Annotated in this window: 17 protein-coding genes and 1 pseudogene; 7 read left to right on the top strand and 11 right to left on the bottom strand. The window is 71.2% G+C overall.

Annotation, left to right across the window (positions count from 1 at the left end):
- Positions 1 to 8: 8 nt before the first annotated feature.
- Positions 9 to 557, top strand: a complete 549-nt coding sequence (locus VD659_RS15285; RefSeq protein ID WP_423261928.1) for a hypothetical protein — start codon at positions 9 to 11, stop codon at positions 555 to 557.
- A 30-nt stretch (positions 558 to 587) separates the two neighbouring features.
- Here VD659_RS15285 and VD659_RS15280 read toward each other — a convergent pair whose 3' ends face one another.
- A complete protein-coding gene (locus VD659_RS15280) occupies positions 588 to 1193 on the bottom strand; it encodes a TetR/AcrR family transcriptional regulator (protein ID WP_423261927.1) in 606 nt (201 codons plus the stop codon).
- A 40-nt stretch (positions 1194 to 1233) separates the two neighbouring features.
- Entirely contained in the window at positions 1234 to 2760 is a 1527-nt protein-coding gene (locus VD659_RS15275) for an APC family permease (RefSeq protein ID WP_423261926.1), read from the bottom strand.
- Positions 2761 to 2964: 204 nt separating this feature from the next.
- Between VD659_RS15275 and VD659_RS15270 the strand changes: the two genes are divergently transcribed.
- From VD659_RS15270 to VD659_RS15260, 3 genes are read left to right on the top strand one after another with little or no spacing between them, the layout of a single operon-like run.
- Positions 2965 to 4404, top strand: coding sequence for an aldehyde dehydrogenase family protein (locus VD659_RS15270; RefSeq protein WP_137837196.1), 1440 nt, complete (start codon positions 2965 to 2967; stop codon positions 4402 to 4404).
- 31 nt (positions 4405 to 4435) lie between these two features.
- A complete protein-coding gene (locus VD659_RS15265; protein ID WP_423261925.1) occupies positions 4436 to 5293 on the top strand; it encodes a molybdenum cofactor biosynthesis F family protein in 858 nt (285 codons plus the stop codon).
- Entirely contained in the window at positions 5290 to 6936 is a 1647-nt protein-coding gene (locus VD659_RS15260) for an amidohydrolase (protein WP_423261924.1), read from the top strand. The genes VD659_RS15265 and VD659_RS15260 overlap by 4 nt, the downstream gene beginning before the upstream one ends.
- A gap of 255 nt (positions 6937 to 7191) precedes the next feature.
- Here the strand turns inward: VD659_RS15260 and VD659_RS15255 are convergent.
- The 8 genes and pseudogenes from VD659_RS15255 to VD659_RS15220 all read right to left on the bottom strand — a co-directional run.
- A pseudogene (locus tag VD659_RS15255) lies at positions 7192 to 7947 on the bottom strand (Gfo/Idh/MocA family protein); the annotation flags it as partial.
- Entirely contained in the window at positions 7944 to 10442 is a 2499-nt protein-coding gene (locus tag VD659_RS15250) for a glycoside hydrolase family 2 TIM barrel-domain containing protein (RefSeq protein ID WP_423261923.1), read from the bottom strand. The gene VD659_RS15250 and the pseudogene VD659_RS15255, both read right to left, overlap by 4 nt.
- Positions 10439 to 11932: an MFS transporter gene (locus VD659_RS15245; RefSeq protein WP_423261922.1), complete on the bottom strand. Its 1494-nt coding sequence runs from the start codon at positions 11930 to 11932 to the stop codon at positions 10439 to 10441. The genes VD659_RS15250 and VD659_RS15245 overlap by 4 nt, the downstream gene beginning before the upstream one ends.
- Positions 11933 to 12040: 108 nt before the next feature.
- Positions 12041 to 13039 carry a LacI family DNA-binding transcriptional regulator gene (locus VD659_RS15240; protein ID WP_423261921.1) on the bottom strand — a complete coding sequence of 333 codons (999 nt, stop codon included), beginning with the start codon at positions 13037 to 13039 and terminating at the stop codon, positions 12041 to 12043.
- Between the two features lie 148 nt (positions 13040 to 13187).
- Positions 13188 to 13946: a hypothetical protein gene (locus tag VD659_RS15235; RefSeq protein ID WP_423261920.1), complete on the bottom strand. Its 759-nt coding sequence runs from the start codon at positions 13944 to 13946 to the stop codon at positions 13188 to 13190.
- Positions 13947 to 14034: 88 nt separating this feature from the next.
- Positions 14035 to 14391, bottom strand: a complete 357-nt coding sequence (locus VD659_RS15230; protein WP_423261919.1) for a metalloregulator ArsR/SmtB family transcription factor — start codon at positions 14389 to 14391, stop codon at positions 14035 to 14037.
- Positions 14392 to 14449: 58 nt separating this feature from the next.
- The gene (locus VD659_RS15225) at positions 14450 to 15028 is read right to left on the bottom strand and encodes a TetR/AcrR family transcriptional regulator (RefSeq protein WP_423261918.1); all 579 of its coding nucleotides are present in this window, start codon (positions 15026 to 15028) and stop codon (positions 14450 to 14452) included.
- Between the two features lie 55 nt (positions 15029 to 15083).
- Entirely contained in the window at positions 15084 to 16190 is a 1107-nt protein-coding gene (locus tag VD659_RS15220) for an NAD(P)-dependent alcohol dehydrogenase (RefSeq protein WP_423261917.1), read from the bottom strand.
- 188 nt (positions 16191 to 16378) lie between these two features.
- On the opposite strand from VD659_RS15220, the gene VD659_RS15215 reads away from it, so the two are divergent.
- Positions 16379 to 17194 (top strand): lysophospholipid acyltransferase family protein, encoded by an 816-nt coding sequence (locus tag VD659_RS15215; protein WP_423261916.1) that lies wholly within the window; start codon positions 16379 to 16381, stop codon positions 17192 to 17194.
- Positions 17195 to 17237: 43 nt separating this feature from the next.
- Here the strand turns inward: VD659_RS15215 and VD659_RS15210 are convergent, their stop codons facing one another.
- Positions 17238 to 17654, bottom strand: coding sequence for a hypothetical protein (locus VD659_RS15210; RefSeq protein ID WP_423261915.1), 417 nt, complete (start codon positions 17652 to 17654; stop codon positions 17238 to 17240).
- Between the two features lie 171 nt (positions 17655 to 17825).
- Between VD659_RS15210 and VD659_RS15205 the strand changes: the two genes are divergently transcribed.
- A complete protein-coding gene (locus tag VD659_RS15205; RefSeq protein ID WP_423261914.1) occupies positions 17826 to 18614 on the top strand; it encodes a FadR/GntR family transcriptional regulator in 789 nt (262 codons plus the stop codon).
- A 171-nt stretch (positions 18615 to 18785) separates the two neighbouring features.
- Entirely contained in the window at positions 18786 to 20201 is a 1416-nt protein-coding gene (locus VD659_RS15200; RefSeq protein ID WP_423261913.1) for an NAD(P)H-dependent oxidoreductase, read from the top strand.
- Positions 20202 to 20230: the final 29 nt, after the last annotated feature.

The raw sequence follows: 20230 nt of genomic DNA, 5'->3' as shown, positions 1-20230 counted from the left end.
CCGGGCGGATGCACGCCCTCCTCGCCGTGTCGATGGCCGCGGCCGCGGTGGTCGGCCTCGTCGCCACGGGGCTGACGCCGCGGGCGGGCCGGATGGCCGTCGTGCAGGCCGCGGTGATGGCCGGGGCGATGCTCGCTCACGCGCTCGGCGCGGTCGGAGCCGGCGCGCCGCTGGGGGCGACGGGACTTCTGATGGTGGTGGTGGCGCTCGTCGTCGCGTCGGTCGCGGGTGCCGCGGCCGGGCGCGGGGCCGCCGTCCCCCGGGCTGTCCTGGGCATCGCGATGGCCTTCCTGCTGCTGATGACCTCCGCCGCCGCTGCACCGGCGGTCACGTCGACAGCCTCGGCGGCCGCTGCGGCGGGTGCGGCGGCACCGGGCGGCCACCATGCCCTAGCCCTGCCCGCAGCCGGCGCCGCGTTCACCCTCGGGGCGCTCGCCCTCACGATCGCGGTGCTGCTCGGCGTGCGGCTGCTGCGCTCCCGCCGCCTGGGACCGGGCATCGAATGCCTCAGCATGGGCCTCTGCCTCGGCACCATGGGCGCGATGGTCTTCGCCTGACGCGCCCGATCACCGGGCGCTGCCGGCGGGTCAGCGCGAGGCCGGCGCGGTGCGCCAGGGGCGCAGGGCGTGCTCCACGAGCGACCACTGCCGGGCCGCAGCCCCGATGGAGGTGCGCACGACGTACTCCACCTGCTGCCCCGCCGTGAGCACCAGCAGGGTGGCGACGAGGTCGGCCACCGGGGTGTCGCCCCGCAGCTGGCCGTCGTCGATCGCCTCGCGGGCGTGCCCGGTGAGCAACGCGCCCCAGCGGCGCTCCACCTCGGCCTGGGTCTCCCCCATCTGCGGCTCGGTCGCGACGCGGCCCCAGAAGGTCACCACGACGGCGGCCTCCTCCTCCGTCACCCGCTCGAGCGGGAGCATCTCGCGCACGGCGGCCTCGAGGGCGGGGAGGCCGCGCATCCCGGCCGTGCGCTCCTCGATGCGCGCCGTGGTGTTCTCGTACACCCTCCGGAACGCCGCCGCCAGCACGCCGTCGAAGTCGTCGAAGTAGTGCCAGAGCGACCCGGTGGCCACGCCGAGCTCGGCTGCGACGGCCCGGCTGGTGCCGGCCCTGCCGCCGTCGCGCGCGAGCACCCGCAGGTAGGCGTCGACGATCTCGGTGCGGCGCTTCTCACGGTCGACGATCTTGGGCACGGCACCATTCTCCCGGTTCCGGGGGCCGATGACGGCCCGATCAGGGCTCGAGCGGCGCCTTCTCCGCGCCGTGGCCGATCTGGGCGTAGAGCCGCGGACGACGGCGGCGCAGCACGAGCCCCCAGACGATGCCCACGAAACCGGGCACGATGACGATCGCCGGCAGGATGAACGTGGTCGCGGTGGGCGGCGCGGTCGGGTCGCTCGTGAGCAGCACGTTGAAGTTCACGATGATGAGCACGAGCACCGTGGTGAGGGCGAGCGCCGCCAGAGCCGGTGCGACCACGCGCGCCCAGATCCCCGCATCCGCCGCCCGGCGCCGGAAGAAGCCGATCACGGCCACCGACACCACGGCCATCAGCAGCACGAGACCGAGCGCCCCGGCGTTGGTGAGCCAGGAGAACAGGGTGAGCACCGGGAAGAGCTCCACCGGCAGCCCCTCCGGCGGCACCCACGACGCCCCGGCCACCGCGAACGCCGCGATCACGATCACGGCGAGCACCGACTGCGTGAGCGAGCCCACCATCGGCGCCCCGCTGCGTGCCCGCACCCGGCCGAGCGCAGCGGGCAGCACGCCCTCGCGCCCGAGCGAGTAGAAGTAGCGGGCGACCGCGTTGTGAAAGCTCACCAGCGCCGCGAAGAGGCTCGTGATGAACAGCACGTGCCCGAGGTCGGCCACGATCTGGCCCAGGTGTGCGCTGAGGAAGCCGAAGACCAGGTCGGGGCCTTGCGTGGCGGACTCCCCGATCACGGCACTCGGGCCGATGCCCACGGTGAGCGCCCACGACGAGATCATGTAGAAGATCGCGATGATGCCGACGGCCAGGTAGGTGGCCCGCGCCACGGTGCGCTTCGGGTCCTTCGACTCCTCGCCGTAGATGGCGGCCGACTCGAAGCCCATGAACGCGGCGATGCCGAAGGCGAGCACCGCGCCGATGCCGGGCACGAACAGGTTCGCCGGGTCGAGCGCGGCCACGCTCTGCCCCTCGGGCGCCACCACGAACGAGGCCACGTCGAACACGATCACCACCACGAACTCGAGGGCCACCAGCACGCCGAGCACCTTCGCCGAGAGGTCGACCCGGTTCACGCCGAGCACGCCCACCACGACGATGCCCACCAGCACGGCCACCCACCACGGAACGGTGATGCCGAACCAGGTGGACAGCTGCGACGACACGGTGAAACCGAACAGGCCGTAGATGCCGATCTGCATCGCGTTGTAGGAGACGAGCGCCACGAGCGAGGCTCCGACGCCGAGCGGGCGGCCGAGCCCCTGCGCCACGTAGGCGTAGAACGCACCCGCGTTCACGACGTAACGGCTCATCGCCGCGTATCCCACGGCGAACACGGCCAGCACGACGCCCAGCAGCAGGTACGACAGGGGCACCCCGATCACGCCGGTGACGGCGAACGCCGTGGTGACGCCGCCCGCGAGCACGGTGAGCGGTGCGGATGCGGCGATGATCATCACCGTCACGGCCGGCACGCCGAGCCGTCGCCGACTCTCGGCCGGAACCCCGGTCGCGGATGCCGCCGGGGCGGATGCTGCTTGCGTGCTCGTCATGGCGACGCACCTCCAAAAGACTCCGGCGCCGCCTCGTTGCAGCGCCCTCCACCATTATCGAGCGCTTGCTCAAACAGCTCGGTCATCCGGGCGCTCTCGCACAACCGCTGTGCTCGCTGAGACAACCATGGGCCGTGCGGCCATGCAGACACTGGAACGACGGCGCACCGGATGCGCCACTCGTCACGCGCAAGGGAGCACACCATGGCCAAGAGCCTGTACATCGACGGAGTCTGGCAGGAAGCCACCGGCGGAAGCTTCGAGACCCTCGACCCCGCCACCGCCACCGCCATCGAGGAGGTCGGCAACGCCTCGGCGGCCGACGTCGACGCCGCCGTGGGCGCCGCCCGTGCCGCCCTGACCAACCCCGCGTGGGCCGGGCTGCTCCCGGTCGAGCGCGCCCACCTGCTGTTCAAGCTCGCCGACGCCATCGAGGCGCACGCCGACGAGCTCGCCCGGCTGGAGACCCTCGACCAGGGCCAGCCGCTCGGCATCTCGCGGGCCGTGAGCGTGAGCGGCGCCGCCGAGCACTTCCGCTACTACGCCGGCTGGGTCACCAAGATCCAGGGCACCACCAACCCGGTGTCGTTCCCCGACACGCTGCACTACACGCGCCGTGAGCCCGTGGGGGTGAACGCGCTCGTGACGCCCTGGAACTTCCCGCTGATGATCCTCGCCTGGAAGCTCGCTCCAGCGCTCGCCACCGGAAACACCGTCGTGATCAAGCCGAGCGAGGTCACGCCGCTCACGAGCATCCGTCTCGTGCAGCTGGCCGCCGAGGTGGGCTTCCCGCAGGGGGTCATCAACCTCGTCACCGGCGGCGGCGACGTCGGTGCCCTGCTCTCCAGCCACATGGACGTCGACCACCTCTCGTACACGGGCTCCACCAACGTCGGCCGCATCATCACGAAAGCGAGCGCCGACTCCAACCTCAAGCGGCTCACCCTCGAGCTCGGCGGCAAGGCGCCGAGCATCATCGCGGCCGACGCCGACATCGACGCGGCCGTCGGCGGCAACCTGATGGGCTCGACCCTCAACAGCGGCCAGGTCTGCGCCGCCTACACCCGGTTCTACGTCGACAAGAAGCGCGAGCAGGAGTTCGTGGACAAGCTCGCGGGCGGCCTCTCCGGCCTCGTGCTCGGCTCGGGGCTCGACGAGTCGACGCACCTCGGTCCGCTGGTCTCGGAGAAGCACATCGGGCACGTCGAGCGCCTGGTGCGCTCGGGCCTCGACGAGGGCGCCGCGCTCGTCACCGGCGGCAACCGCACCGATCGCGAGGGCTACTTCTTCGAGCCGACGCTCTTCACCGGCGTCACCGACGACATGACGATCATCCGCGAGGAGATCTTCGGCCCGGTGCTCGCGGTCACCACCTACGACGACGCCGACGAGCTCGACGCCCTGATCGCGCGGGCCAACGACTCGCAGTACGGCCTCGCCGCGACCATCTGGACGCAGGACATCGCCACCTCCCAGCGCCTGGCCAACGGCATCAAGGCCGGGGCCGTGTTCGTGAACATGCCGCCCATCCCCGACATGGCCGCGCCCTGGGGCGGCTACAAGGCCTCGGGCTGGGGCCGTGAGATGGGCCCGTGGGCGATCGACGCCTACACCGAGGTCAAGTCGGTCTGGCTGCACTACTAGCCCGGCTCGACCGCTGAGCAGAGAGAACCCCATGACCGCCCTCCTCACCCCCTCCGACACCTCCACCTGGCTGCCGCTCGACGGCCTCGCCCCCGGCTTCGACGCCAATCGCGGGCCGCGCACGACGGCCCTCGAGGGGCGCACGCTCACCGTCTCCGACGAGCGCGGAACGCGGATCGTGCACCGCTTCGGCGCGCACCGCGTCGACTGGGACTACCACCCCGGCACCGGCGACCCCATCGCGGCCGCGTCGAAGAGCGACGACTACGAGGCCTTCGAGATCGACGACGAGCTGTACTACGTGCAGTTCCACCACGCCCACCTGCCCGAGGAGGCGGTCTCGCTGGTGCTCGACCTGCGCTCCGGCGAGGTGCTCACCGTCATCAGCATTGTGGGCCCCGAAGGCCAGGTGCCCCGGGTCGAGCAGATCGTCGTGCCCGCGCGGCTCGAGGAGCTGCCCGGCCGGAGACCGGATGCCGCCGCGGCCGGCCCGCATCCGTCGTCCCGCCCCCACCCCACCACGGAGCTGCTCGGCCGGCGTGTGTTCTGGCAGTACAGCCCCGAGCACGCCTACGAGCACGTCTACCTCTCCCCCGAGTGGTACACCTGGCAGTGCCTGGCCGGCCCCGAGCGCGGGCTCGCCGACACGGATGCCTGCACCATGTGGCAGCTCCGCCCCGGCATCCACCTCTTCGCCTGGCGCGAGAAGGTCATCCCCTGCGCCTCCGTCACCGTGGCCGACCACCGCAGCGCGCACAGCCTGCGCTCGCACGGGATGCTCTTCGGGCTCGACAGCTCGGGCGAGGAGTACGTGCACTTCACCTTCGGAGCCCACGGCCGTCTGCTCTCCACCACGGCGTATCCCGAGGGATTCGGGACCGCGGAGTGAACGCCGGCTCGTCGACCGTCTTCACCGGCGGCCGCATCTTCACCGGCCATCCCGGAGGACCGCGGTTCGTCGAGGCCCTCGCGGTGTCCGGGGGCCGGATCGTCGCGCTCGGGCACGACGACGAGGTGCGGCGCGCGGCCGGCCCCGCCGCCGCCGTCGTCGACCTGGGTGGTGCCTTCGCCATGCCGGGGTTCGCCGACGTGCACAACCACCACGCCCTGGCCGGCCGCAGCGCCCTGTTCGAGCTGCAGGTGTCGCCCACCGCCTCCCTCGACGAGCTGCTGGCCGCCGTGCGCGGACGGGCGGCTGCACTCGGCCCCGAGGACTGGCTGGTCGGCGGCGCGTGGGGCAGCACGCTGCTCGACGAGATCTCCACCGCCGACGCGCTGAACCGGCTCGACGCGGCCGCCGGCGGCCGCCCGGTGATGCTCGCCGACGACAGCCGGCACAACCGGTGGGTGAGCTCCCGCGCACTCGCGCTGGCCGGCATCGGCGACGGCTTCGTGCCGGAGGGCGGCGGCGTGGCTCTCCGCGATCCGGGCACGGGGACGCTGACCGGGGTGTTGCTCGAAGCCGCCGGCATCCCGGTGGCCGAGGTGCAGGCCCGGGCGGGCGGTCTGGACGCCGCCCAGCACCGCGCCGCCTCGAAGAAGGGCGTCGAGCTGCTGTCGGGTTTCGGCGTGACGGCGTTCCAGGATGCCGCGGCCTCGCTCGACATCCTCCGGGCCCTGAAGGCGCTCGACGACGACGGCGAACTCGACGCCTGGGTCGTGAGCTCGGTGCTCGTCAACGACGAGATCTTCGGCTTCTCCCCCGTCGGCGACGAGCTGATCGCGCACGCCGAGCAGTTCCGCAGCACGCATCACCGGCCCGACTTCGTGAAGATCTTCCTCGACGGCGTGCCGCCGGCGCGCACGGGCGCCTTCCTCGAGCCCTATCTGGCCGACGACGCCCACGGCGACCACTTCCGGGGCCACAGCACCATGACCCCCGACGAGCTCTACGACTGGCTGCACCGCACCGCCCGGCGCGGGCTGTCGGCGAAGATCCACTGCACGGGGGACGCCTCGGCCCGGGAGGTGCTCGACGTGGTGGAGCGGCTCCGCGCCGAAGGGGTGACCGCCCGGTACCAGATCGCCCACGGCCAGTTCGTGGCCGACGCCGACATCCCGCGTTTCGCCCGGCTGCGCGTGGATGCCGACATCTCGCCCTTCCTCTGGTTCCCGGGCGTGATCCCCGACGCCATCGCCGCGGTGCTCCCGGCCGAGCGCGCGTCGAGGATGCAGCCCAACCGGGCGCTGCTCGACTCCGGGGCGGTGCTGGCCGGGGGCTCCGACTGGCCGGTGAGCGAGTCGCCGAACCCGTGGGAGGGGATCGAGGGGCTGGTGACGCGGGCCGACCCGCTGGGGCGCGCATCCGGAACCCTCTGGAAGGAGCAGGCGATCAGGCTCGAGGAGGCGATCGGCGTCTTCACGCTCTCGGCCGCCACCTCGATGGGGCTCGGCGACGAGACGGGGTCACTGGCCGCCGGAAAGTCGGCCGACTTCGTGGTGCTCGACCAGGATCCCTTCGACGGCGACCCCACGAACCTCCACCGGATCATCGTGGCCGAGACCTGGTTCGCGGGGCGCCGGGTGCACTGACGCCCCGAGGAGCTGCGCACGGATCTCGTCGAGCACCCCGAACACGGCGACCGATCCCGCGAGCGGATGCAGCGGATGCTCGGTGCGGCCCGCGTGCAGGGCCTCCTCCACCGCGCGGATCATCGGCAGGAAGCCGTTGCCGTCGAGAGCCAGCTCGGTGACCCGGGGCGCGAACAACGTCGCGGGGTCGTCGAGCGTGTGCAGCTCCAGCCGCGTGGCCGCCCAGAACGGCCACGGCATCCCGAGCCATCCCCGCGTTCCGTTGACGGAGGCGCTCGGGTCGGCGAACTCCACCATCGACGCGGCCAGCTGCGCGTGACGGCCGCCGGCGAATTCGAGGGTGATGTGCTCACGGAGGTCGACGCCGTCGGAGCGCACGGTTCCGGATGCGTGGACGCGTTCGGGTGCCCCGAAGAGGTCGAGCGCGAAGGTGACCGGGTAGATGCCCTGATCGAGCAGGGTGCTCCCGTGCAGTTCCGCCGACCAGCGACTGCCCGTGCCTTCCGGGAACGGAAAGCCGAAGGAGGCACGCAGACTGCGCACCTCGCCGATGCCTCCGGCGGCCCCCGGGCCGCCTGCGCCACCCCGAGCGAGCGTGTCGACCACCTCACGGTAGAGCGGGTTGAACTTCATCCACATGGCCTCCATCGCGAACAGGCCCGCGGTTGAGGCGGCCGCCGCGATCTCCTCGGCCTGGGCCCGGTCGACGCCGATGGGCTTCTCCACGAGCACGTGCTTGCCGGCGGCCAGCGCCTGGAGCGCGAGGTCGCGGTGGGTCGCGTGCGGTGTGGCGATGTAGACGGCGTCGATGCCGGCGTCGGCGAGCAGCTCGCCGACGGAGCCGTACGCGCGCTCGAACCCGAACTCGCGGGCGAACTCCGCCGCCCGCTCCGGCGAGCGGGACGCCACCACCAGCGGGCCCGAGCCCGGGTTGCGCGCGAAGTCGGCCGCGATCGACCGAGAGACGTCGCCGGTGCCGATGACGCCCCACCCGACGGTCGCGCCCGTCACGCCGCCGTCGCCTCCGCGGGCTCGGCCACGGCCACGTCGGGTCGCGGCTCGACGGCCTCGACCGTCAGCTCCAGCACGACCGCATCCGCACCCTCGGCGCTCACGACGACGGTCACCGCTCCGGCGGAGACGGGCCGCACGATCGCGAGCAGCCGCCCGTCGAACGAGTGGTGCGTCTCGAGCGCATACGATTCGAGTTGGTCGGGCCGGGCGCTTCCGAGAGCGCGCAGCGCCCCTGCTCCGGAGACCTGTACGGTGACGGGCCGGTCGCGGTTGCTCGCGAGGTTCCCGGATGCGTCGCGCAGCTCGATCGAGACGTGAGCGAGGTCCGTGTCGTCGGCGCGCAGCACCGTGCGGTCGGCGTGCACGGCGAGTTCGAGCTCCTCGGTCGCGGCCGAGCGCAGCACGGAGCGCTCGCTCTCGACACCACCACGCCGGGCGATCGCCACGATCTCGCCGGGCTCGTAGCGCACCTCGAAACGGGCGCGGAACCGATGGTCGCGTCCGGCCGGCGCGACCCCGGCGGAGCGGCCGTTGACGAGCAGTTCGACCTCCTCGGCGTCGCTGTAGACCTCGACGGTCGCCGGTGCGCCCGTCTCGGCGTTCCAGCTCCAGCTGGAGATCGAGTCCGACCAGGACCACTGACCGGGAACGGCCTCACGCCCGTGCATCTCCGGCCGGAGCACGGCGATGTACGGCTCCCGGCGCAGCCCGAACACGATCTCGCGGTAGTAGGAGGCAGGGCGCCGGTGGCCGGTGATGTCGATGTCGCCGCACCACGCGAGCAGCCAGGGGAAGGGAGCGCCGAACTCCGGAGTCTCGCCCTCCACCGCATAGCGGGTGCGGCCGATGCCGACCTCCCCGAGGTAGTCCCAGCCGGTCCACGTGAAATCGCCGATCACATGCGGGTTCTCCTCGACGAGCCGCCAGTTGGAGTCGATCTTCGTCGGGAACGTCTCGGTGCCGATGATCACCCGATTCGGGAAGATCTCGCGATCGAGCTCGTACCTCGCGTCGCCGTAGTTGAAGCCCGCGGCATCCACGACCGACAGCGATTCGGCGGTCTTCTCGGTCACGAGCGGCGACGCGCTCACCTGGTTCATGAACTCCGCCACCTGCCCCATCGCATCGTTCACCCCGCCGGAGCCGGCGGCCTGGTCGCCGGCCGCCGCCGCCATCATGCCGACCACGTCGGGCAGCACCGACACGAAGCCGTTCACGCTGTTGGTGAGGAAGCGGCTGTCGTCGAGCGAGCGGATCTTCTCGGCGATCTTCCGCCCCCAGTCCGACCCGAGCGGGCTCCCGGTCTCGGGGATCTCGTTCCCGATCGAGTAGAAGATGACGCTCGGGTGGTTGATGTCCTTCAGAACCATCGACTCGACGTCGCGCTCCCACCACTCCGGGAACGCGAGCGAGTAGTCGAACGACGACTTGCTCTCCGCCCAGACATCGAAGGTCTCGTCCATCACGAGCATGCCGAGCCGGTCGCAGGCGTCGAGCATCGCCTGGCTCATCGGGTTGTGCGAGCTGCGCAGCGCATTGAACCCCGCCGCCTTCAGGATCTCGACCCGGCGCTCCTCGGCCCGGCCGATGGCGGCGGAACCGAGCAGCCCGTTGTCGTGGTGGATGCACGCCCCGCGCAGCTTCACGACCTCGCCGTTGATGCGCAGACCGTCGATCGGGTCGAGCTGGAGCGTGCGGATGCCGAACACCGTCTCCTGCGCGTCGATCGTGCCGCCGGCATCCCGCACCGTCGACCGGGCGCGGTAGAGCGACGGGTCGTCGACGCTCCAGCGCCGGGGGTCGCGCACGAACAGCCGCTGGCGCACGATCGATTCGGCGCCCGCCCGCAGCGTGACCGGAGACGACTCGGTCGCCACGAGCGCACCGGCGGCATCCACCAGCTCGGTCAGCACCGACACCTGCTCGGTGCCGATCCCGGCGTTCTTCACGCGCGTCGCCACCTCCACCACAGCGCGCTTGTCTTCGACATCGGGAGTGGTCACGCGCACGCCGTCGAGCGGGATGTGCACGAGCTCGGTCACGACGAGAGCCGTGTCGCGATGGATGCCCGCGCCGGCGTACCAGCGGGAGTCGTCGTGCACCCGCATCTCGACGCGCACGACGTTCTGCTCCCCGTAGTTCAGGAACGGGTCGAGTCCCACCGCGAACGTGGCATAGCCGGAGGGCCGCTGGGCGGCGAAGACACCGTTCACGAACACCACCGCATCACGGTGCACGCCCTGGAATTCGAGACTCACCCGCTTGTCGCGGTATTCCGCCGGCACCAGGAAGCTCTTCTCGTACTCGAAGGCGCCACTGGCCGTGTAGCCGGCCGCCGAGCCCTGCGGCGAGTCGGCGGAGCGCGGCAGCGCGATCACCGCGTCGTGCGGGAGCGTCACCGGCTCGGCCGATTCCCCGGGCCCGGAGAGCTGGGCGAAGATGCTGGTCTTGGGTTTGACGGTCCAGCCGTCGTTGAACGAGACGCGGGTCATGCGTTTTCTCCCGGGGTCGCGGCGGCGACGCGGCGTGCCGCGAGGTCGCGCTGGATGGTGGACAGGTTCTTGTCGATGTTGAAGAAGTACATGAGCACGCCCATCAGCACGCTCAGCACGAGCGGCAGCCAGAGGTAGATCACGATCTGCATGTCGATGGCCGACTGGGGCTGCACCGCGAGCGTGCCGTCGTAGTCGCCGGCCGCCAGGAGCCAGCCCACCAGGGCCACGCCGAGGCCGGCGCCGAAGTTCTGCCCGGCGGTCGCGGCCGCGTAGGTCATTCCGTCGAGCCGCACGCCGGTCTTCCACTCGCCGAAGTCGACGACGTCGGCCACGAGCGCGAACAGGCCGGCGGCCGCAGGGATGCCGCCCACCGCCCGGATCAGGCCGCCGCCGAGCACGAGGGCGAAGTTGCTGGGGTCGATCAGCGACACCAGGATCCCCACGATGGTCAGCACCGTGCCGGCGAGGATCGCTCGGCGCTTGCCGACCTTGCCGATGATGCGGGGCATGAATGAGAGGCCGATCAGCAGCGGCACGAACTGCACCAGGCTCAGGATGCTGTAGAGACCGCCGTCGCCGAGAACGTCGGTGGCGTAGTAGATGCCGACACCGGCGGTTCCGCTGACGGTGTAGCTGATCAGGAAGAAGCCGAAGGCGAGGTAGAAGTAGGGGTTGCGCAGGAGCATTCCGAGCATCCGGCGAAGCGGCAGCTTCGGGCCCGCGTCGCGGCGCACGGTGCTCTTCACCCGCTCCTTCGTGCCGAAGAACACCACGAGCAGGGTGACGGCCGCGACCACGCCGTAGATGAGCACAGTGGCGGTCCAGCCGCCCTGCCCACCGCCGAAGGACTGCACGAGCGGGAACGTCACGAAGTTCACGGCCAGGGTGGCGATGAGGGCGCAGAAGGTGCGGATGACCGTGAGCGAGACGCGCATGGCGCTGTTCGAGGTGATCACCGAGAGCAGCGTGTGATACGCGAGGTTGGAGCCGACGAAGCCGACGCCGAGGCAGAGGAAGTACATGATGAAGACGTATGCGTTCTTCGCGGTCTCGTCGAGACCGGCCGGCACGTTGAAGAGCAGGATGAAGGTCACCACCAGCACCGGCATGCTGAACAGCAGCCACGGACGCGCTTTGCCCCAGCGGGTGGAGGTCTTGTCGATCAGGGTTCCGATGACGAGGTCCATCGTGCCGTCGAGAACGCGGCCGAAGAGCAGCAGCGTTCCGGCGATGGCGGCGCCGATGCCGACCGTGTCGGTGAGGTAGAACAGCAGGAACGCCGAGATCGGGGCGAAGATCAGGTTGCCGCCGATGTCGCCCACCCCGTAGGCGAGGCGCTCCCTGATCGTGAGGCGCTCACCGGTGGTGTCGGCGATCGCCTCCCCCACGGCATCGGCAGAGAGCGCTGCCGTCACTGAATCGGTGTTGCTCATGGCCACGGCAGCGCGCTGCTGCTCGGCCGAGGTTCGGGTTGAATCCTTCGCCACGTCATGACTCCTTTGTCGGTATCACGTGTTACTAACACGTGATACCAGACGATAGGAGTCTCGGCCCCGCCTGTCAAGCCGGGGCTGGATCCGCGAGCGCCCGAGGGCTCAGGTGGTCTCGCCGGGCTGCACGAACGGCCGCAGCGCGGCGAACGGGCGCTGCGGCTCGAGGGACGTTCCGGAGTGGAGCCGTTCGAGGTCGGCCACCACGACGTCCATCACCCGGTGCAGATCGAAGGCCACCGAGGTGATGCGGGGCGAGACGAGCCGGCCGATGTCGGTGGCATCCGCCCCCACCACGGCGAGCTCGGCCGGAACGCTCAGTCCGAGCATCCGACCGGCGGCGAGCACGGCGATCGCCACGGAGTCGTTGTAGCAGCCGATGCCCACGGGCAGACCCGCACTCACGAACCGTTCGAGGGCCGCCGTCGCGGCCGTGATCTCCAGCGGCACGTCGAGGCGATCGGGCTCAGGCAGCCCGAGCTCGGCGGCAGCGAGGGCCATCCCGCGGAACCGCTCCGGCCCGTAGGGATCGAGCCGCTGATCGGCCAGGTAGGCGAACGCCAGCCGGCGAGGGCCGCCTCGCAGCAGCTCCTCGGTCATCATGCGCCCGAAAGCGTGGTTCACGTCGTCGCCCAGGGCGGAAGGCCGGCGGCTCGGCACCGTCACCGCGCCGGCGGCCTCGAGAGCGGCCAGGTCGCGCTCCGACAACACGCCCAGCTCCACCACCGCCCACGGGTCGAACTGGAGGATCGAGGCGACCGTGTCGGTCGAGCCCCGGCCGGCGAAGCGCACGACCACGCTCATCCCGTAGCGCTCCACGGCCTCGGTGACCCGGTCGATCATGTCCTGCAGATTGCTGCCGTAGGTCGTGTCGGGCACCACGACCACCACGATGTCGCTGCTCCCCTTCACGAGCGCCCGGCCTGCCGGCGAGGGCCGGTAGCGCAGCTCGGCGGCGGCATCCGTCACCCGGTCGCGGGTCTCGGCCGAGAAGCGGCTGCCGTGCCCGTTGAGGATCTGGCTCACGGTCGCCCGCGACACTCCCGCTCGGCGCGCCACGTCGGCGCTGGTCGCGCGGTACGCCGGTTCTCGCGTGGTCGTCACGATCGCCAGTATTCCACAGGGCCCTCCGGCGACCTCGGATGCGCACGCTGCGTCGCATCGGTCTCGCTCAGGCCGCAGGCACCTCCGGCCTCGGGCCATGATGGCGTCCCGAGCGAGCCCGCGCGTCTGCGGGCCTGCACGGGAAGGCTCACGCCGAGGCGCCCCAGGTCATCGGCACCCCGCGCATGATCAGCGAGCTGTCGTACTCGGCGCTCCCTTCGGGCAGAGCCGAGAAGAACGACGACTCCGCGCCGAGCAGCCGCGCGGGCGACACCTCCCAGGCGGTGGTGTGCAGCGACAGGCAGTCGAGCGAGCCGGGTCGCCGGCCGGGCGACCAGGCCACGTTGCCCAGCCGGTTGAACTCCGAGGCCTCCTCGAGCGTGCCGAACAGCGAACTGCTCCAGCCCGTGGCGGCCTCGACGTCGACGCGCCCGCGCACGTCGGGAGCGGTGAAGCCCACCTGCACCCGCTCCGCCGTCTCGTTCAGCGTGAAGGAGGCGCGGTGCTGCACGCCGGGGAAGACCCGGCCGCCGATCAGCGTCGGAAAGCGCGCAGCGCTGTGCCGCACCGGCACGTACACGCCGGAGCGCACGACCGCACGCCCGGCGTCGTCGCGCTCGTTCCACTGCACGGCGATGCGGTGCGCGGCGCTCTCGCCCCGCCACCCCAGGCGGACGCCGCCGAAGAAGGCGGGCCGCACCGCGGCGAGCCGCATCACGCAGAAGCCGGCGACAGCGCTGCCGTCGACCAGATGCGGCCGGAGCGGCCCTGGAAGAAGACTCTGGGCGACCTCAGGATCGAGCCGGTAGCTCACGAGCACCCGCCGGTCGATGGTCGCCGCGATGCGCGGCAGCCGATACTTCCGCGCGACCGGAGCCTCACCCGCGTCCACAGGCTCGCGGTTCACGTCACCCTCCACGATGTGTGCTCGAACCGCGTGCGGCATCTCTGTCCTCGTCATCTCCAGGCCCCCCTGACTCGTCGTCCGTCGTCGCTCAGTCGGCGAGGACGGACGTGCTGATCGCGGCCGGCTCCTCCGGCCTGCGCTTCTTGACCTTCCGCACCTCGCGGAGAACGATCTGCTCGGGACAGACGCTCGACAGGAAATCGCCCACCGACAGCGCCAAGCGGTCGCCGACGAGCGAATACAGGATGCGGTTCGCCTCGCGCCGCTCGGTCACCAGCCCGGCCTGACGGAGAACCCCGAGGTGACGGGAGATCGTCGGCCCCGAGGCGTCGAAGCGCTCGGCGATCTCCCCGGCGGCCCGCTCCCCCGCCTTCAGATCCTGGAGGATCTGGCGGCGGGTCGGATGGGCGAGGGCCGAGAAGACATCGGAGGTGGCGTCCTGCATGATTGCAATTTAGCACCATAGCTAATTAGCTCGCAAGCGCCACGACCGCCGGATCTGGTCACGCCCCGCGCGGCCACCACGGCGCCATCTGGTCGCGCACCGAGTCGGCGCGCGCGACGGCATCCGTGTCGTCCGACAGCGCCCAGGCCTGAATCGAAGCCGTCAGGCCGCCCGCCGCGAAGGGCACGGCGACGGCGGCGTCCACGTCGAGGGCGGCTCCGTGGGCCGCCCAGATGCCGAGGGCGAGATGCAGCCGCCGCTCCACCAGCGCCGTGAGCGAGCGCCGCAGCGAGTCCGCGCCCGATTCGAACGCCGCCCGGAACAGCGCGCGGTCGCGGGCCACGACCTCGAAGGCGGCGACGAGGGTCTCCTGGAACTCGGCGGCGACCTCGGCGATCGAGAGTCCGCCGGTGTCCGGCAGCCCGAGCGGCGCATCCACCTCGTCGGTGAGCATCTCGGTGAGCAGCTCGCTCACGCTCGTGAAGTGGGTGTAGAAGCTCGTGCGCTGCACGCCGGCCACGCGGCAGAGCTCGCTCACCGAGACGTCGTCGAGCGGATGCTGCGCCAGCGACTCCCGCAGCGCCGCCCGGAGCAGGCCGACGGTGCGGAGCGTGCGGGGGTCTCCGGCAGCGGCCATCACAGCATCATCGCACCCTGACGACCGGATGCGATGACCGCCGTGACGACTCCGGTCACGGCATCGTGAGAACGGCCTTCACCGCCGCACCGGAAGCGGTGTCGGAGATGGCCTTCTCGATCTCGTCGAAGGGGTAGGTGGTGATGAGCTCGTCGAACGGGAACAGCCCGGCCTGGAACAGGGCGAGCAGCTCGGGGATGAAGATCTGCGGCACCGAGTCGCCTTCGATGGCGCCGACGAGGGTCTTGCCCGCGCCGGAGACGAGGCCCAGCGGGAGCACCGCATCCGGCTTGCCGACACCGACCAGGGCGATGGTGGCGCCGAAGCGGGTGGCGGTGATCACGTTCTCGATCACGGCGGGCACGGCGGTGGTGTCGACCGCGTAGCCGGCGCCGAGGCCGCCGGTGATCTCCATGATCGTGGCGACGACGTCGTCGGTCCTGCCGTTCACGGCGTGCGTCGCGCCGAGCTTCTTCGCGAACGCGAGGCGCTCGTCGAGAACGTCGATGGCGATGATCGTGGTGGCGCCGGCGACCTTGGCGGCCATGATGGCGGAGAGTCCGACCGCTCCGGTACCCGAGACGATGACGCTGGCTCCCGCGGGCACGTTCAGCGAGTTGAGCACCGTGCCTGCACCGGTCTGGATGCCGCAACCGAGCGGTCCGACGAGCTCGAGGGGCACCGCATCCGGGATCTTCACGGCGTTGCGGGCGCTCACGATGGCGTGGGTGGCGAACGAGGACTGTCCGAAGAAGGAGCCGTGGATGGTCTCGCCCTCCGGGCTGGCGAGCGTGGTGCTTCCGTCTTCGCGCACGCCGGCGATGTTGAGCAGCAGGAAGTTGAGGCAGTAGGCCTCGCGCCCGGCGAGGCAGTTGGCGCAGTGGCCGCAGCTGGCAAAGGAGGCGGCCACGTGGTCGCCCACCTCGAAGCCGATGACGTTGGCGCCCACCTGCTCGACGATGCCGGCGCCCTCGTGGCCGAGCACGATCGGGAACGCGGCGGGGATGTGGCCGTGCACGACCGCGAGGTCGGTGTGGCAGAGGCCGGTGGCGACGATCTTCACCAGGATCTCGGTGGGCTGGATGTCGTCGAGAACGACGTCTTCGAAGGAGAACGCGGAGTCTTGGCCGCGGAGGACGGCGGCGCGGGCGGAACGGGACATGGGTGAGGCCTTTCTCGGTGTCGGTGTCGCACCGGAGGGGAGACGTCGATACCGTCCTCGCTCGAGGCCGCGGCGTCGCGACGGTGGGACGCCTCCGACTATACTCCCGTTTCTGACACCTGTCAGAAACTGTCTGCAGGGGTCGGCGGACTCACCGCTTTCGCAAGCTTCCCCCCTACGGTGGACCCATGCCGCGCCGCAGCCCCGAACCCGTGTACACCACCGCGATCGGCCTCGGCCGAGCCCTGTTCGCCGCCTGGCGCCTCAAGCGGCGCGCGACCGGGCTGGAGAACCTCCCGGCCACCGGCGGAGCCGTTCTCGCCATGACGCACTTCGGCTACCTGGAGTTCGCCCTGGTCGAGTGGCAGGTCTGGCTGCACAACCGCCGCCGCGTGCGCTTCCTGGCCACGAAGCGCGCCTTCGACAAGCCCGTCGTTGGTGCCCTGCTGCGCGGGATGAAGCACATCGAGGTCGACATGGCGGCCGGCGGCGCCGCCTACGCCCAGGCCGTCGAGGCGCTGCGCCGGGGCGAGCTCATCGGTGTCTTCCCCGAGGCCGGGGTGAGCTCGAGCTTCACCGTGCGCGAGCTCAAGTCGGGCGCCGTGCGCCTGGCCGCGGAGGCCGGCGTGCCCGTCATCCCGGTCGCCGTCTGGGGTGGGCAGCGCCTGCTCACGAAGAACCGCACGATCCGGATGCGCCACCGCGTCGGCGTCGAGGTCGACTTCGCGTTCGGCCGCCCCCTCGCGGTGCTGCCGGGTGACTCCCCCGCCGACGCCACCGCGGCATTGCGCACCGAGCTGCAGCAACTCGCCGACGCCCTGCAGCGCGACTATCCGGTCGACGGCACCGGCCAGTGGTGGCAGCCCCGCCACCTCGGCGGCACCGCACCGACCCCCGACGAGGCCGCCGCGGCCGACGCCGCCCGTGCGGCCCGCCGCGCCGCCGAAACCTCCGCCACCGAGTCGTCCGCCTCGAGTCCGGCGTCGCGAGCCCCGCGCCGCTGACCACGGGGCCGCTTCCGGCCCGGCTCCACCGGGGCGCCGGCAGTCACAACCCGAAGGGGCCGCCCGGCTCGTCGTCGCGCTCGAAGGGGCGCAGTGCGGTCGGCGCGGGCCACGGCAGCACGAACTCCCGCTGCGGCGCATCGATCGCACCGAAGTCGTCCTTCTTCACCCGGATGCGCTCGGTGCTCACCTCGGTGATCCGCACCCGCAGGGCCGCCGCCCCCTCCCGCTCGAGCACGAAGGGCTCGGCGAGGTAGCGGAGCCCTCGCTCCTCGAGCAAGGTCTCTGCGGCGAACCAGTCGACCGGCCCACTGAGCTCGCGCCCGAGCAGATCCACCACCGCGAAGCCCTCACCCTCGGGCAGCATCCACCCCACGAGCTCGCCGTCGCCGCGCCGGTGCTCGATCCAGTGGTCCCGGTCGCCCGCGGTCGCCGCGCGCGCATCCCTCGCCTCGCTCATGCCCCGACGCTACGGACGCGGGGCGGGCGGCGCAACCGCACTCGGCGCCACACCCGCTCGAAGGCTGCGCAGGAGGCGGCCACCGCTAGTCTGGAACGGTCACAGAACGACGGTGTCGAACTCCCGGCCCACCGGCCGGCGCGCGGCACCCTGACGATGGAGACCCAGTCCGTGGACGACGACGATCGATCCCCCGCCGTCCGCGGCCGCATCGGGCGCCCGCCCCGAGAGCGCGGTGCCGGCATCGAGGGACTCCGCCCGATCGTCTCCGTGCCGAGCGAGCCGGCCTCGAACGAGATCGCGCGGGTGCTGCTCGACTACATCATGGCCGGACACGTCGGCCCCGGCGAGAAACTGCCCTCGGAGCGTCAGCTGAGCGAATCGCTCGGCGTCGGCCGCTCCACCATCCGCGAGGCCCTGAAGTCGCTGGGGCTGCTCGGCCTGATCGAGTTCCGGCACGGCGGCGGCACGTATTTCCGCGGCACCGACTCCGACCTGCTCCCCCGGGTCATCGAGTGGGGCCTCCTGCTCGGCGAGCGCAACACCACCGACCTGGTCGAGGCCCGGCAGTACCTCGAACGCATCACGAGCGGCCTGGCCGCCCAGCGCCGCAGCGAGCCGGAGCTCGAGGCCATCCACGCCGCGCTGCTGCGCATGGGCGCGGCCCGCACCACCGAGCAGTTCGTCGACGCCGACGTGGCGTTCCACCTCTGCATCGCCGACGCCTCAGGCAACTACGCCCTCGCGAACATGCTGAAGAGCATCTCCGCACTGCTGCGCGTCTGGATCCACCGGGTGATGGATGCGGAGACCAGCTTCGACGTCTCCTACCTCGAGCACGTCCCGGTCTACGAGGCGATCGCGGCCGGCGACGCCGACGCCGCCTCGCGCGCCATGGAGACCCACATGGAGCGCGCGAGCGGCCGCCTGCTCGCCACCCTCCACGAGATCGGCGAGTAGAAACCCTCGCGCGATCGACCCGTGAAGGTCTTTTCGATTAAGTGGTTGACCAGTTGACCACTTTCTGTATGATGGACCGAGCGACGCCCCGAGGGCGACGCGTCCACATCCTCCCCCGGTCCCGTTCCACTCAAAGGAGAGAGCCATGCGCTTGCAGCGAGGAATCCGCCTGTGATCTACCAGCAGATGTTCGAGAAGTTCCGCAGCCGCGACGAAGTGCGGGTGGCCGTGATCGGCGCCGGGCAGTACGCCACGGCGATCGTGACGCAAGAGCCGCAGACGCCGTACCTCCGGGTGACCGTGGTGGCCGACGTCAACGTCGAGAACGCGCGGGAGGCGCTCCGCAAGGCCGGGCATCCCGATGACGCCCTCGTGTTCGCCGCCACGGCGGAGGAGGCGGAGTCGGCCATCGCCGCCGGCAAACGCGTCTACACCGATCGGGGCGAGATCGTCGCGGCCATCGGCTCGGTCGACCTGGTGTGCGAGAGCACCGGCGTTCCCGAAGCCGGCGCCCGCTACGCGCACGACGCCATCGAGGCCGGCAAGCACGTCGCGGTGGTCACGAAGGACCTCGATGTGACGGTCGGCCCGATCCTGCGACGCCTCGCCGACGAGAAGGGCGTGGTGTACACCCCCGTCGACGGCGACCAGCACGGTCTTCTCGTGCAGCTGGTCGAGTGGGCCAAGTCGATCGGTCTCAGCGTCATCAGCGCGGGAAAGGCCACCGACGGCGAGTTCGTCTACGACGCGGATGCCGCCACGGTCACCATCCACACCGACAAGACGATCCACCCTCCGTACCAGGAGACGATCCCGGTCGCCCCCGCCGACGCGAAGTACCTCGGGATGATCCCCGAGGGGCACGCACCCGAATACGTCGCCGAGCGCGCGCGCATCCTCGCCGGGCTGCCCCAGCCCGGGTCGTACGACCTCTGCGAGATGGCGATCGCCGCCAACTACACCGGCTACGCGCCGCAGGTGGACACCCTCCTGCACGCCCCGCTGCGCATCACGGAGATCCCGATCGCCTACGCCCCCGTGGCCGACGGCGGCGTGATCGAGAGCGACGGCACGATCGACCTCGCCACCTGCTTCCGGGCCCCGGAGGAGTCGGGCCTCGGCGGAGGCGTCTTCATCGTGGTGCGGGCGGACAACGCCTACTCCAACCACATCATGACGACGAAGGGCCAGATCGCGAACGCCGACGGTACCGCGACGGTCATCTACCGCCCCTACCACCTGTGCGGCGTCGAGACGTCGACCTCGTTGCTCGTGGCCGGGCTCCTCGGCCTCAACACCGGCAGCGAGGACTACCGGCCGCGGTTCGACCTGGTGAAGGTCGCGGCCCGCGACATCGCCGCGGGAGAGGCCTTCGGCAACGACCACAGCCCGCAGCTCACCGCACGCATCGTGCCGGCGGCCCCGATCGCCTCGGGCAACCCGGCCTCGGCCCACCTCCTGACGGCCAATCGTGCAGCCGTCGACATCGCCGCCGGAACCCTCATCACCTACGACATGGTCGAACGCCCCGCGGACTCGCTGTTGTGGCGGCTCCGCGAGCAGCAGGACCAGACCTTTCTCCGCTGACCTCTCAGCACCAAGACCGCAGTACTACG

The sequence above is a fragment of the Herbiconiux sp. 11R-BC genome, assembly GCF_049472555.1.
Classification (GTDB): domain Bacteria; phylum Actinomycetota; class Actinomycetes; order Actinomycetales; family Microbacteriaceae; genus Herbiconiux.
The sequence above is the reverse complement of the archived record's forward strand: the minus strand, read 5'-3'. Positions and strand labels throughout refer to the sequence as shown.